Source organism: Clostridium sp. LBM24168 (genome assembly GCF_052953915.1).
In genome coordinates this window covers 2475945-2489126 of sequence record NZ_CP196861.1, presented here as the reverse complement: position 1 = coordinate 2489126, position 13182 = coordinate 2475945, and the positions used below count along the sequence as shown (strand labels likewise).

15 protein-coding genes and 1 tRNA gene are annotated in these 13182 nt (G+C 30.6%); 9 read left to right on the top strand and 7 right to left on the bottom strand.

Annotated elements, in window-relative coordinates; all coding sequences use genetic code 11:
* Positions 1–4: 4 nt before the first annotated feature.
* On the bottom strand, positions 5–808 hold the full coding sequence (locus tag ACSVC9_RS12370) for a Cof-type HAD-IIB family hydrolase (RefSeq protein WP_446897773.1): 804 nt from the start codon (positions 806–808) through the stop codon (positions 5–7).
* Between the two features lie 141 nt (positions 809–949).
* Between ACSVC9_RS12370 and ACSVC9_RS12365 the strand changes: the two genes are divergently transcribed.
* Positions 950–2542, top strand: coding sequence for a peptide chain release factor 3 (locus ACSVC9_RS12365; RefSeq protein ID WP_446899854.1), 1593 nt, complete (start codon positions 950–952; stop codon positions 2540–2542).
* A gap of 80 nt (positions 2543–2622) precedes the next feature.
* Here ACSVC9_RS12365 and ACSVC9_RS12360 read toward each other — a convergent pair whose 3' ends face one another.
* Positions 2623–3576 carry a phosphatase PAP2 family protein gene (locus tag ACSVC9_RS12360; RefSeq protein WP_446897772.1) on the bottom strand — a complete coding sequence of 318 codons (954 nt, stop codon included), beginning with the start codon at positions 3574–3576 and terminating at the stop codon, positions 2623–2625.
* 507 nt (positions 3577–4083) lie between these two features.
* On the opposite strand from ACSVC9_RS12360, the gene ACSVC9_RS12355 reads away from it, so the two are divergent.
* Complete coding sequence (locus ACSVC9_RS12355; protein ID WP_446897771.1) at positions 4084–4650, top strand: ECF transporter S component; 567 nt, start codon at positions 4084–4086, stop codon at positions 4648–4650.
* Positions 4651–4684: 34 nt separating this feature from the next.
* Here ACSVC9_RS12355 and ACSVC9_RS12350 read toward each other — a convergent pair whose 3' ends face one another.
* Positions 4685–4846, bottom strand: coding sequence for a zinc-ribbon domain-containing protein (locus ACSVC9_RS12350; RefSeq protein ID WP_446897770.1), 162 nt, complete (start codon positions 4844–4846; stop codon positions 4685–4687).
* Positions 4847–5121: 275 nt separating this feature from the next.
* On the opposite strand from ACSVC9_RS12350, the gene tyrS reads away from it, so the two are divergent.
* Complete coding sequence (tyrS, locus tag ACSVC9_RS12345) at positions 5122–6342, top strand: tyrosine--tRNA ligase (protein WP_446897769.1); 1221 nt, start codon at positions 5122–5124, stop codon at positions 6340–6342.
* Between the two features lie 71 nt (positions 6343–6413).
* On the opposite strand, the gene ACSVC9_RS12340 is transcribed toward tyrS, so the two are convergent.
* Positions 6414–7289 (bottom strand): SDR family oxidoreductase, encoded by an 876-nt coding sequence (locus ACSVC9_RS12340; protein WP_446897768.1) that lies wholly within the window; start codon positions 7287–7289, stop codon positions 6414–6416.
* Between the two features lie 177 nt (positions 7290–7466).
* Between ACSVC9_RS12340 and ACSVC9_RS12335 the strand changes: the two genes are divergently transcribed.
* A complete protein-coding gene (locus tag ACSVC9_RS12335) occupies positions 7467–7841 on the top strand; it encodes an IDEAL domain-containing protein (protein WP_446897767.1) in 375 nt (124 codons plus the stop codon).
* 319 nt (positions 7842–8160) lie between these two features.
* The gene (locus ACSVC9_RS12330) at positions 8161–8553 is read left to right on the top strand and encodes a secondary thiamine-phosphate synthase enzyme YjbQ (RefSeq protein ID WP_446897766.1); all 393 of its coding nucleotides are present in this window, start codon (positions 8161–8163) and stop codon (positions 8551–8553) included.
* A gap of 32 nt (positions 8554–8585) precedes the next feature.
* On the opposite strand, the gene ACSVC9_RS12325 is transcribed toward ACSVC9_RS12330, so the two are convergent.
* From ACSVC9_RS12325 to ACSVC9_RS12315, 3 genes are all read right to left on the bottom strand, one after another.
* Positions 8586–8765, bottom strand: a complete 180-nt coding sequence (locus ACSVC9_RS12325) for a hypothetical protein (RefSeq protein ID WP_446897765.1) — start codon at positions 8763–8765, stop codon at positions 8586–8588.
* 213 nt (positions 8766–8978) lie between these two features.
* Positions 8979–9054: transfer RNA gene (locus ACSVC9_RS12320), tRNA-Trp, on the bottom strand.
* Positions 9055–9138: 84 nt separating this feature from the next.
* Complete coding sequence (locus ACSVC9_RS12315) at positions 9139–10074, bottom strand: metal ABC transporter substrate-binding protein (protein ID WP_446897764.1); 936 nt, start codon at positions 10072–10074, stop codon at positions 9139–9141.
* A gap of 191 nt (positions 10075–10265) precedes the next feature.
* On the opposite strand from ACSVC9_RS12315, the gene ACSVC9_RS12310 reads away from it, so the two are divergent.
* The 4 genes from ACSVC9_RS12310 to rimI are packed head-to-tail and all read left to right on the top strand — an operon-like array spanning position 10266 to position 13163.
* Positions 10266–11537 carry an HD-GYP domain-containing protein gene (locus ACSVC9_RS12310; protein ID WP_446897763.1) on the top strand — a complete coding sequence of 424 codons (1272 nt, stop codon included), beginning with the start codon at positions 10266–10268 and terminating at the stop codon, positions 11535–11537.
* A gap of 6 nt (positions 11538–11543) precedes the next feature.
* Positions 11544–12005: a tRNA (adenosine(37)-N6)-threonylcarbamoyltransferase complex ATPase subunit type 1 TsaE gene (gene tsaE, locus ACSVC9_RS12305; protein ID WP_446897762.1), complete on the top strand. Its 462-nt coding sequence runs from the start codon at positions 11544–11546 to the stop codon at positions 12003–12005.
* Positions 12002–12718 (top strand): tRNA (adenosine(37)-N6)-threonylcarbamoyltransferase complex dimerization subunit type 1 TsaB, encoded by a 717-nt coding sequence (gene tsaB, locus ACSVC9_RS12300; RefSeq protein WP_446897761.1) that lies wholly within the window; start codon positions 12002–12004, stop codon positions 12716–12718. Before tsaE ends, tsaB begins: the two co-directional genes overlap by 4 nt.
* Positions 12711–13163: a ribosomal protein S18-alanine N-acetyltransferase gene (gene rimI / locus ACSVC9_RS12295; protein WP_446897760.1), complete on the top strand. Its 453-nt coding sequence runs from the start codon at positions 12711–12713 to the stop codon at positions 13161–13163. Before tsaB ends, rimI begins: the two co-directional genes overlap by 8 nt.
* Positions 13164–13182: the final 19 nt, after the last annotated feature.

The window sequence follows — 13182 nt, the reverse complement described above, 5'->3', positions numbered from 1 at the left end:
TAAATTATTTCAATATAAATTTATTTATTACATGGGCAACCCCGTTTTCCTCGTTTGTCTTTGTAACATAGTCTGAAATATTTTTGATTTTGTCTGAGGCATTTCCCATAGCTACACCAAGACCTGCGTTTTTTATCATGTGTATGTCATTTCCCGAGTCCCCTATACATATTATTTCATCTTTTCTTATTCCAAGTTTTTGGGCAGCTGTCTCTACACCATACCACTTGTTTGTAGTTTTATTCATAAATTCAAGATAGTATGGCTCACTTCTAAGTACAGTATATTTATGGTATATTTCCTCTGGAAGCTTGGCTATCCCTTTGGATAGTACTGTTTCATCATCCATGAACATGACTTTGAATATATGGTTGTCTGAGGAAAGCTTGCTAAAATTCTCTATTTTAAGTCCTATTTCATTTAACAGAGCATCTTTTCTACTATATTCATTTGAAAAAGGTGTTATATTCAATTCTTTTAATGAAATTTGTATATTTATATTTATTTTTTTCCCAAGTTCATATATGTACTTGATATCATTCAGTAATAATAATTTTTCATATATTACGTTGTGGGATTTGGTATTTTCTACTAGTGCACCATTGAATGCAACAGTATAATTAGAATTCGAAATTAAATTTAATTGTTCTAAATACTTCTTTATGCCTTTTGTAGGTCTTCCAGTAGCAGGAATTATTTTTACATTGTGTTCAACTGCTCTTTTTATGGCATCCATATTTTCCGATGATATGGTTTTATCGTTTTTCAATAAAGTACCATCCATATCAATTGCAACTAATTTGTACATATTATCCTCCATGTAAGATGTGATTTATTATTAATTATATCATTTTATATGGTTATTAACTATAAATAGTTAAGTTGACATCATTATATAATAAAGTTAAAATCATTGATGAGAATAAAAAAGAAGAGAAGAGGGAAACTTGTGGCAGATTTAAAAAATGAAATAGAGAGAAGAAGAACTTTTGCAATAATATCTCATCCAGATGCAGGTAAGACAACGTTGACAGAAAAATTGCTGCTTTATGGGGGAGCTATAAGACTTGCAGGTTCTGTTAAAGCCAGAAAAACCTCTAAACATGCAGTTTCAGACTGGATGGATATAGAAAAAAAGAGAGGAATTTCTGTCACATCATCAGTTATGCAATTTAATTATAATAATTATTGTATAAACATACTTGATACACCTGGGCATCAAGATTTCAGTGAAGATACGTATAGAACTTTAATGGCAGCGGATAGTGCTGTTATGGTAATAGATGCGGCCAAAGGAGTTGAAGAGCAGACTAAAAAGTTATTTAATGTATGCAGCTTGAGGGGAATCCCCATTTTTACATTTATAAATAAGATGGATAGAGAAAGCAAAGATCCCTTTGAGCTCATGGAAGATATAGAAAATGAACTTGGAATAAAATCATATCCAATAAATTGGCCTATAGGATCTGGTTCTCAATTTAAAGGAGTTTTTGATAGAAATAGAAATGTAATAGAGACTTTTAATGGTGGAAATCATGGCCAGACTGCAGTTGAATCTGTGGAAGGAAACGTAGATGATAGTGTATTTAAGGATCTCATTGGTGAGGTACTTCATTCAAAACTTAAAGAGGATATAGAACTTTTGGATATAGCGGGAGATCAGTTTGATATAGATAAATTAAGAGAGGGACAGCTTACTCCTGTATTTTTTGGAAGTGCTCTTACAAACTTTGGTGTAGAACCTTTTTTAAAAGAATTTTTAAAACTTACTACACCACCTACATCAAGGTTATCAGATAAAGGTGAAGTAGATGTACTTAAAGAACCTTTTTCTGCATTTGTATTTAAAATACAGGCAAATATGAATCCATCACATAGGGACAGAATTGCATTTATGAGAATATGTTCTGGAAAATTTAAAAAAGGTATAGAAGTTTTCCATGTGCAGGGTAAAACTAAAGTAAAACTTGCACAGCCACAGCAGTTTTTAGCACAAAATAGAGAGATCGTGGAAGAAGCCTATGCAGGTGATATAATAGGAGTATTTGATCCTGGAATTTTTAATATAGGTGATACTCTATGTCTATCTCAAAAGAAATTCAAGTTTGAGGGTATACCTGTATTTGCACCAGAACATTTTTCAAGGGTAAGGACAGTGGATACTATGAAGAGAAAGCAATTTATAAAAGGTATAACTGAAATATCAGAAGAAGGTGCAATTCAGGTATTCAAGGAGTTGAATATAGGTATTGAGCAGATAATTGTGGGAGTAGTTGGAGTACTACAATTTGAAGTTCTGGAGTATAGAATGAAAAATGAATACAACGTGGACATAAAAATGGAGAATCTTCCGTACAGGACCATAAGGTGGATAGAGAGTTCGAATGTAAAGATAGATGAACTTGTACTTACAAGTGATACTAAAAAGGTCAAGGATTTAAAAGATCGGGATCTTTTAATATTTCAAAATGAATGGTCTATAAGCTGGGCGATTGAACACAATAAAGGCTTAGTACTTTCGGATATAGGTAAGTCTGAGTAATCATTATTAGAAAGATAGGTCTATAATATTTCAACCTATCTTTTTATTATAGATTTTAATTTATTGTATTTAAATAATAATTACAAAGATACTTTATCATGTTTATAATACCATTGATTTAGATATTTCTGTATATGAGGCTGTAGTTTTGCGAGCAAAAAATCTACCAATTTTACAGTTGCATATGCCAATAGTATTCCAGCAATTACATCCAGTACCCAATGAATTCGTAAATATAAAGTGGAAAATATTATGCTCATGCAGAAAAATGACATAAATATCCTAAAAAGCTTGTCCTTTTCTCTTAAAGCCAGTAGAAACATAGCAAAAGCTATAGAAGTATGCATTGATGGAAAACAGTTTAAAGTCACACCGGCAGCGGCATTTGCATTTAGGTTTCTTGCAAGTCCATCTGACTCGTGGAGTACATACCATACTTCCTGAAGGTGAAAAATAAAGTAGAAAGGTGTAATCAGGAATACTTGTAAAACATGTGCAGACATAATATATCTTACCATCTTTTTGAAATCACGTGTAATTGCAGATCTATATATTGCAAGCAAGACAGGAAGTACAAACCCGTTATTATATACAATCCTGAAAAACCAAGTTAAAGTTTGAGATGTATATATTCTTGCAAAACTTCCGTTATTGAAGGGTATTGTACTGAATAGTGGGTTTAAGTTTATTACTATACTGCGTGATATCTGCCAGCTTAACATTTTTCCCCATATTGCATATCCATACTTATTTAAATAGATTACAAATAGGAAAAATGGTATTGATAGTAATAAAAAAGGAAGTAATTTTACATCATTTCTCATATCTTTATACGCAGAGAAACTTATAAATGCCAGTACAAACATATATATCTTGGCAGCGTTACTGATAGACGGGTAAAAGCAAAGATGTATCCCTTTTTTCATGAAAAAAGCACCTATAATAACAAAGTAATATTTGTAAAGCAGATTTAAAAACCTACTGAGAATATATTGCATATTATAGGTAAAGTTTCTTTCTTTAATATTATACATAGATAATAATCCCCCCATATACAAAATAAATTATATCACTAGAAATATGGCAAGTACATATTGTAATTTAGAGAAAAACAATAATATGGGGAATTAATAGAGAATATTGATGTATAATGTCACTAAAACTTTTAATTTAGGATATTAAAGTAAAAAATATTTTATAAATATCTATTTCGTATAAATAATACATCAATTATAAATACCATCAAGATTATAAATAGTATGGAATTTATAAATAGTCCACTCATTTTTAAAGCTGCTACAATTAAAAAAATTACGATTATTAGGCTGAAAATCCATTTTAGAAAAGTCATATAAATTACTGCCTCAAATTATAATTGATAACAGTATTACCTCCTTACTAATTTTGATCATATAATATTAGTGTCTCCTTAGAAGATAAAGTTATTATATAAATTTATTGTACCCATACATTTTGTTTTTTCTATGTATGCCAATATAATGTATATTAATTAATAAATAATCTAGGAGGCTTTAAATTATATGGAACAAAAGAAGTTAGATTTAAGTAGATTAAGAGTACAGGATATTATACAAATTTCTCTTATGGCGGCTGTAACTTATATTGCAACAGCGGTAATAAATATACCGACTGGAGTTATATTTAAAGGTGTAGTCCATTTAGGGGATAGTATGGTATTATTAGCAGCTATTCTATTAGGAAAGAAAAAAGCATTCTTTTCTGCAGCGGTAGGAATGAGTCTGTTTGATATTTTATCTCCTTATGCTATTTGGGCTCCTTTTACTTTTTTTATAAAGGGAATCATGGCATATATTGCTGCATCTATTGCTTACAGAAGGGAATATGATGGACAGAGTTTTTGGAATAATATTATAGCATGCATAGCTGCAGGGATATGGATGATAGCTGCTTATTATTTCGCAGGAGTTATTCTCATGCATTTTGTGACAAATATAGCATTTCCACAGGCATTTGTATTGTCAGCAGCAGAAATTCCTGGGAATATAGCTCAATCAATTGCAGGAGCAGCTATAGCTTTGCCTTTGGGAAAGGCCTTGAAAAAAGTAAATTTAATCAAGAATAAATAGTAAAAGGAGAGGAAAAACCTCTCCTTATTGTTTACTATCTCCTTGTTCTGTTTCTTTCAGCCTTTCTTTTTCTTCTACATTCAGGGCATCTTACAGGATCATTTTCAAAACCTTTTTCTTTATAGAATTCCTGTTCACCTTCTGTAAATATGAATTCCTTTCCACAATCCTTGCATACAATAGTCTTGTCTGACATCAAAAAACCTCCTTAAAAATCATAGGACTAATTTTATTCTTGATAACTACCCCCTAGATTTAAGGAGAAATTGATACCTTGAAAAAATTTGGCCTACTTACAATATATATTATAATTAGAGTAAATCTCCACTTTCATTATATCATATAGTAATAAAAAAACAATATAATGTATTGGAAATGATATATTAATGACAATAGTTGATAAAATTTAACTTTAATTATATACTAATATTTAATTGATAAGAATAAACATATTGAAAGGTGGAGCAAAAGTTGACTAACGTTTACGATATTCTTCTAGAAAGAGGCTACATAGAACAAACCACTCATGAAGAAGAGATAAAAGAATTACTTGAAAAACAAAAGATAACTTTTTATATAGGATTTGATCCAACAGCAGATAGTCTTCATGTAGGCCATTTTTTGCAAATGATGGTTATGGCCCATATGCAGAGAGCCGGACACAAGCCTATAGCACTTCTTGGAGGAGGAACTGCCATGGTAGGTGATCCAACTGGAAAAACAGATATGAGAAAAATGCTTACTAAAGACCAAATCCAGCATAATGCACAATGTTTTAGAAAACAATTTTCAAGGTTGGTAGATTTCAGTGATGACAAGGCTATAATGGATGATAATGCAAATTGGCTACTGGACTTAAATTATGTAAATTTTCTCCGCGAGGTAGGAGTACATTTTTCTGTGAATAAAATGCTTACAGCAGAATGCTACAAGCAGAGACTTGAAAAGGGACTCACTTTTCTTGAGTTCAATTATATGTTGATGCAGGCCTACGATTTTCTGCAACTTAACAGAAAATATGATTGTGTCCTTCAAATGGGAGGAGATGATCAATGGTCAAATATACTTGCAGGTGTTGATCTTATAAGGAGAAAAGAGAGAAAACCTGCTTATGGAATGACGTTCACATTATTGACTAAAAGTGATGGAAAAAAGATGGGAAAGACAGAAGGAGGAGCTATATGGCTTGATAAAGAAAAAACCAGTCCTTATGAATTTTATCAATATTGGAGGAATGTGGATGATTCTGATGTTGAAAAATGCTTGGCACTGTTGACTTTTATACCTATGCCTGAAGTAAAAAGGCTTGGTTCTCTTAAAGATTCCCAGATAAATATGGCAAAAGAAGTTCTTGCCTACGAGGTGACGAGGTTAATCCATGGAAAAGATGAAGCTGATAAGGCTAAAGCAGCTTCAGAAGCATTATTTTCAGGTGGTTCAGATATGAATAATGTCCCAACTGTTGAGATAGATAAGAATGATTGTAACTGTAGTATAGTAGACCTTCTTGTAAGTACATCAATATTACCTTCTAAAAGTGAGGCACGAAGGCTTATAAAACAGGGAGGACTTACTGTAAATGACAAAAAAATTGGTGATATAAATTTTGCCGTTAATATAGATGATTTTAAAGATGGTAGTATGCTTATAAGAAGAGGAAAGAAAAAGTATAATAAAATAGTAGTCAAATAGAATAATATAGAATATTTATGTTGTTTTAATTGCAAAAAAGAGACTGGGATTAGTCTCTTTTTGCTATATGTTTAGCTAGTTACAAATTGTCCGCCATTTACATGTATAACTTCTCCTGTTATATATGAAGCTTCAGATGAAGCAAGAAATACGTAGGTAGAAGCTAATTCTATTGGCTGAGCAGGTCTTCCTGTGGGATTGTTTGATCCAAATTCACCGACTTTTTGTGGACTGTATGAAGATGGAATGAGTGGAGTCCAAACAGGGCCGGGAGCCACTGAATTTACCCTTATTTTTCTATTTACTAAGGATAAAGCTAGAGAACGTGTAAAAGATACAATTGCACCTTTTGTAGAAGAATAATCAATCAAAGTCTCATTTCCATTATAGGCAGTTATAGAGGTTGTATTTATAATGTTACAGCCAGGTTTAAAGTGTGGGAGAACTGCTTTCGTGAGGTAAAACATACTAAAGATATTTGTTTTGAAGGTTTTTTCAAGCTGTTCATTTGTTATATCCTCAATACTGTTTTGTGGATATTGTACACCTGCATTATTTACCAGTACATCTATTTTACCAAATGTATTAATTGATTTTTGAACTGCGAATTTACAAAAGTTGTGATCTGAAATGTCTCCTGGTATTAGGATGCACTTTCTGCCATTTTGCTCTATTATATTTTTTGTATTCTCCGCATCTTCATCTTCGTTATAATAAATTATTGATAGATCTGCACCTTCCTTTGCAAAAGCTACTGATGCTGCTTTACCTATACCACTGTCTCCACCTGTAATTAGTATTGTTTTATCTTTAAGCTTTTCAGATCCAATGTAGTCAGGATCTTCAAATATTGGTGTCGGATTTAATAGGGATTCAATTCCAGGCTGTATATCCTGCTTCTGTTGTGGAACTGATTGTGGAAAATTTAAATAAAAATTACTGTTCATATCTTCAAATGCACCTCCTACTTTTTATGATAGTTTTTGTATTTTAAATAGATATATACGTATTTAACTTTTGCACATAAAATGATACTATTGCATTTAATATTAGTAAGAAATTTGTATATTACTTGCAGTAATAAAGCTTCTTTGTAATGAATAGGTTCTTGGGAGATGATTAGTATGAAAGGAGAATTGCTTAATTATAATGATATCAAAAATTTAGAAGATAATAGCAAGGTATGGGTAATATGGAGGCATCAGAGTTCTGATGTATATACAATTAAAAAATTACAATATGGTGTTGATTTTATCAAATATTATTCACCTAATCATTGGTTGAGCTTTTTTATGACTTATACAGCATTGGAATATAGTGTAAACAATAATATAGCAAGAGTCTATGAATGGATATCTAATGAGGAATATATAAAAAATAGGTTGTTAATAGTAAAAAAGGCAATTGATATTTCTTTAGATAAGAATGATAAGGAGAAATTCATGCGACTTTCAAAAGAATATAATTCTCTGTTGGAACAGAAAAGAACGATTGAATGATTACAGGTAGTGGACCTGTATCATTTTTTATGTATTTAGTAAAAATTGTCTGAATTATTCACAAATTATTAAAAAAATAAATATATAGTTAATTAATATGACACTGAGTTGTAACATAGTGTTTGTAAAATAGCAAGTATTCTAGGAAAGAATGTGATCCTGGAAAGTAAAGCATAATAGTTCCCCAATTATATAAAAAATAAGTACCTATTAATAAACAAGGTGCTTATTTTTTATTTTATATATGATAACAGTATATTATTGTAAGAATTCAGCAGAATGATGTATACTATGATTATAATATATTTGAGGTGATAGCATGGAATATATGGTAAAAACAAAAAAAGCTCAGGAATTTATAGATATAACAAAGCTTGTTGTGGAGACCCTAAATATGAGTGGAGTAAAAGATGGAACTGTAGTAATCTTTGTCCCCCATACTACTGCGGGGGTGACAATAAATGAAAATGCTGACCCGGATGTTGTAAGAGATATTTTATGGGGATTGAATAAAGCATTTCCTGAAGAAAATGGATATCTCCATGTTGAAGGAAATTCTCATGCTCATATAAAGGCATCCTTGATGGGATCAAGCTGCAGTGTGATCATTGAGGATGGACAACTTAAACTCGGCACCTGGCAGGGAATTTATTTTTGTGAATTTGATGGACCTAGGAACAGAAAAGTTTATATAAGGATAATTGGAGAATAAAGTATATCTTTTGCTTATATTCTAGTTAAATTTCATTTACCACCCAAAAATTTTTCACAGTCTTTCCTATTTCTGAATTCCTTTTTCCTAAGTTTTTCTCCGGTATTATCTATAGCCACCCATAGGCTGCTGTCCCTGCTTATAAATTTTCCTTCAGGATTTCCTGTGTGGATAGCCTGTAATGCCGTTATGTGATCTATTTCCTTAATCAATTTCTATTCCTCCGTTTGATATTAAAAGAAGCTTATTTTAATTATTTACATATTTTTTGTTTTCAATCTATAATATATCATTAAAAGAAACAGATGACACTGCAGGAAAATGTGATTCATAATATGTAGAGCCATGCAGATTAAAAAAGTACCTGTTTACTAAAACAATAAAAAAGGATTTGCATTTTTGCAAATTCCTTGATTAAACATTTATGGCAGGGGTAGAAGGCTTCGAACCCTCAACCAATGGTTTTGGAGACCACTACTCTACCAATTGAGCTATACCCCTATATTATTAAATGTAAGACACATTTTTGCATAAACAATCGCTGACAAAAGCTATTATATTACATAAAACTACACTCGTCAAGTTCTACTTATTGCTTATTCTGGGTTCGTATATTTTTTTTAGGCTGTTTATATTGTATTTAATGACATCTTCATAAGCCTCTCTTCCGTCAAATAGATGTATTTTGGCAATTTTAATATGATAGTTCCTTATTACATCATAATTGCTTTTTAGCTCAGAATCACTGGTATAGAGAAGTACTGTAGAGCTATCTAATTTTTCCTGTAGAGATTTACGTTCGATAGGATCTATAGGAAGAATACTTCCAAAATAAGAATTTGTATTTAACAGTTTTAATCCATTGTAATTTGTAAAATATGCTAAATTTTCATTTAATGTTATAAAATTGTAATCTTTTAAATTTTCATTTATATTTCTTATATCTTTTTCATAACTTTGAATTTTTTTTAACTCATCCGAAAAATTTTTTTCATAAATAGACCTGTTTTGGGGATCTTTATCTTCTACTGCATTTTTTATATTGACAAGTATTATTTTGTAGTTGTCAATATTCATAAAGTAATATGGATTTTGGGTTACTGTAGTATTAGCGTATTTTACAGGGCGATTGTAGGATAAAAGTTTTACACCTCTCGAGGAATTTATTATTCCTACATGGCTTTTATCAAGTTTTTGAACAAAATTATCTACCCATGGTTCAAAGCCGGCTCCTACGTATATAAATAAGTTTTTTTTAGAAATATTATTTAGACTATCATATGTAAATTTGAAATTAATTTCACTTTCCCTGTTTTTAAACATATAATTTACTCTATGCTTATTTTTAACTATAGTTTTTACAACGGTATATAACAATCTGTCAGTAGTCATTATATCCAAATTGACACTGGTATCTTTACTTGCTTTGTATGTAGTATTATTACTGTTATTTTGTTGATTATTGCAAGCAGTAAGAGATAATAATACAATAATAATTAATAAGCTTAAAACCTTTTTCAAAATTTTCACCTCTATGCGGTTTTGTGAAATTTTATATAATAAATACATTTTACATAATGTATTTTAACAATGCAAATAATGTATAATTTTATATATGTCCTTTATTCCACTATTTATGGCTTAAAATACTTTTGATAACCTGTTTTATTGTGATAAAATTAAAATTGATTATATTTATAAGGAGTTTAAGTATGAAGATAAGCATGGATAAAATAATAAGAGCTATGTCTATTGCCCTGGATTTAGCACAAATGAGTTCAAGAGGTAACAATTCTAACAAGCCTATTATAGAAAGAATAACAAATGTAAATTACTCCAATCATAGATTTATGCATCATTCACAAAGAACTACTTATATTGGACTTAAAATTGCTGAACAACTAAATTTAAGTGAGGATAAGAAAAAAAATATATATGTTGTTTCACTTCTTCATGATATTGGAGCAACAAATTGCCTGCATGAAAGTCATTTGGCTAGTTTATTTATAAAGAAACATTGTATTACAGGAGCAAATATAATTGATACTTTTCCTAGATTTAGCGGAATTTCTAAGATAATATTATATCATCATGAAAATGTTGATGGCAGTGGTGCCATTGGATTAAAAGGAAACGATATCCCTATTGAAAGCCAAATAATTAGAATATCTGATTTGACAGAACTTTTATATAAGGAAGATAAAAATGTTTTTCAACAAAGAGAGTATATCAGAAGTCGGATAAAAAAATGGAGTGGCAGTATATTTTCACCGAAGATAGCAAATGCATTTTTAGATATTTCTTCTAAAGATATATTTTGGTTTGATATAGAAAATATATCTTTTATGGATATAATTATAGACAGGGTAAGACCGAAGTTGGACATATATTTCAATTTAGATGAATTCGAAATAGTAGCAGGAATATTTGCAAATATAATAGATGACAAGAGTAAATTTACGGCTACGCATTCTAAAGGAATAGCAAAATTGGCTTATTTAGTTTCAATACATATTGGATATGATAAAGAGAAATGTAAGAAGATGAAAATAGCAGGACTTTTACATGATATAGGTAAACTTGCTATTCCAATAGGTATACTTGATAAAGATGGGGCTTTAACTCCCGAAGAGTTTGAAATAATAAAATCACATGTGTATTATACAAGAATAATACTTGATAAAATAGGAGATATACCTGATATAAGTACTTGGGCATCTAACCATCATGAAAAATTAAATGGAAAGGGATATCCAGCGGGACTTACAGCACGGGATCTATCAGAGGAGTCCAGAATTTTAGCTGTATGTGATATATATCAGGCATTGACTGAGGACAGACCGTATAGAGTTGGAATGAAGCGTGAAAAGGCGTTTTCCATAATGGATGATATGGTAGAAGGAGGATTTATATGCAAGCAAGCTTTTGAAAATTTAAAATGTACATTAAATTCCTGGGATAAAATTAGTAATATAGAGAGGTGAATTTTAATGAGATTCCTTTCAAAAGATGTGAAAGACACAATGCTTTTAGGTGAGAAGTTAGGGAGACTTCTGAGGCCAGGAGATATAATTTGCTTAAATGGAGAACTTGGTACAGGAAAAACACATTTTGTAAAAGGACTAGCAAAAGGACTTGATATAGAAGATACCATAACAAGTCCTACTTTTACAATAGTAAATGAATACAATGGTAGGTTAAAACTTTACCATTTTGATGTATACAGAGTGAATGATCCTGATGAAATAGAGGCTATAGGATTTGATGAATATATTTTCAGCAATGCAGTTAGTGTTATAGAATGGTCTGATTATATAGAACAACTTATACCCGAAGAACATATGAAAATTAATATAAATAAAGATAAATTGGGCGATTTGAATTTTAGAAAAATAAACATAGATTATTATGGCAGTAGATATGATTATATAAAGGAGCTAAATGAAATATGAAAATATTAAGCTTGGATTCTTCAACAGAGTGTGCAGCATGTGCAGTATTATCTGAAAAGAAGTTGTATGGAGAAATAGTATTTAATTATAAAAAACAACATTCTAAGATATTGATGCCAATGATAGATAATCTACTTAGAAATATTGGAATGGATATAGATTCACTGGATGGATTTGTAGTTTCGAAGGGCCCTGGCTCATTTACAGGACTGAGAATTGGAGCTGCAGTAGTAAAGGGATTGAGCCAGGGAACCAACAAACCTTTTGTAGGAGTGTCTTCTTTAGATGGGTTGGCTTATAATTTATCTTATACAGAGGGTATAATATGTCCTATATTGGATGCTCTTAGAGGAAATGTCTACACAGCTATTTACAAATTTGAAAGTGATAAACTTATTAGAATAAGTGAATATATGATGATTTCCGTATATGATCTTATAGATAAGTTAAATAATATGAAGCAGCAAGTCTGCTTTATAGGAGATGCTGTTTCAAAATTTAGAGAAGAAATTTTAAAAAATAGCATAAATACAGTTATATTTGCACCGATTAGTTCAAATATTGTAAGGGCTTCTTCTATAGGAGAAATTGGAATAAAACTTATGAAAAATGGAGAATATGATGATATATATAGTTTTGTACCTTTTTATTTAAGAGAGTCTCAAGCAGAAAGAGAATATAAAAGGAAAGCGAAATTGATACATCATGAATAATATAGAGATAACACCATTAAGGTTGGAGCATATAGATAGTGTGGCAACAATAGACAGGCTTTCATTTTCAACTCCATGGAGTAGGGAGTCTTTGGTACAGGAAGTTGAAAACAATAAATTTGCAAGGTATATAGCTGCAATAAAATTTGGAACAGTAATAGGGTATGGTGGAATGTGGATTATACTTGATGAAGCACATATAACTAATATAGCAGTACATCCAGAATATAGAGGCATTGGAGCAGCTAATATTATTATGGAAGGTCTTATAAGAATATGCAGGCTTGAGAAGGTAGATGCTATGACTTTGGAGGTTAGAAAATCAAATATAATAGCCCAAAACTTATATAAAAAATATGGATTTGTAGAAGAGGGGATAAGGAAATCCTATTATGTGGATAATAAAGAGGATGCCATAATAATGTGGAATCATAATATTCTATAAAATTAACATAAATATATAG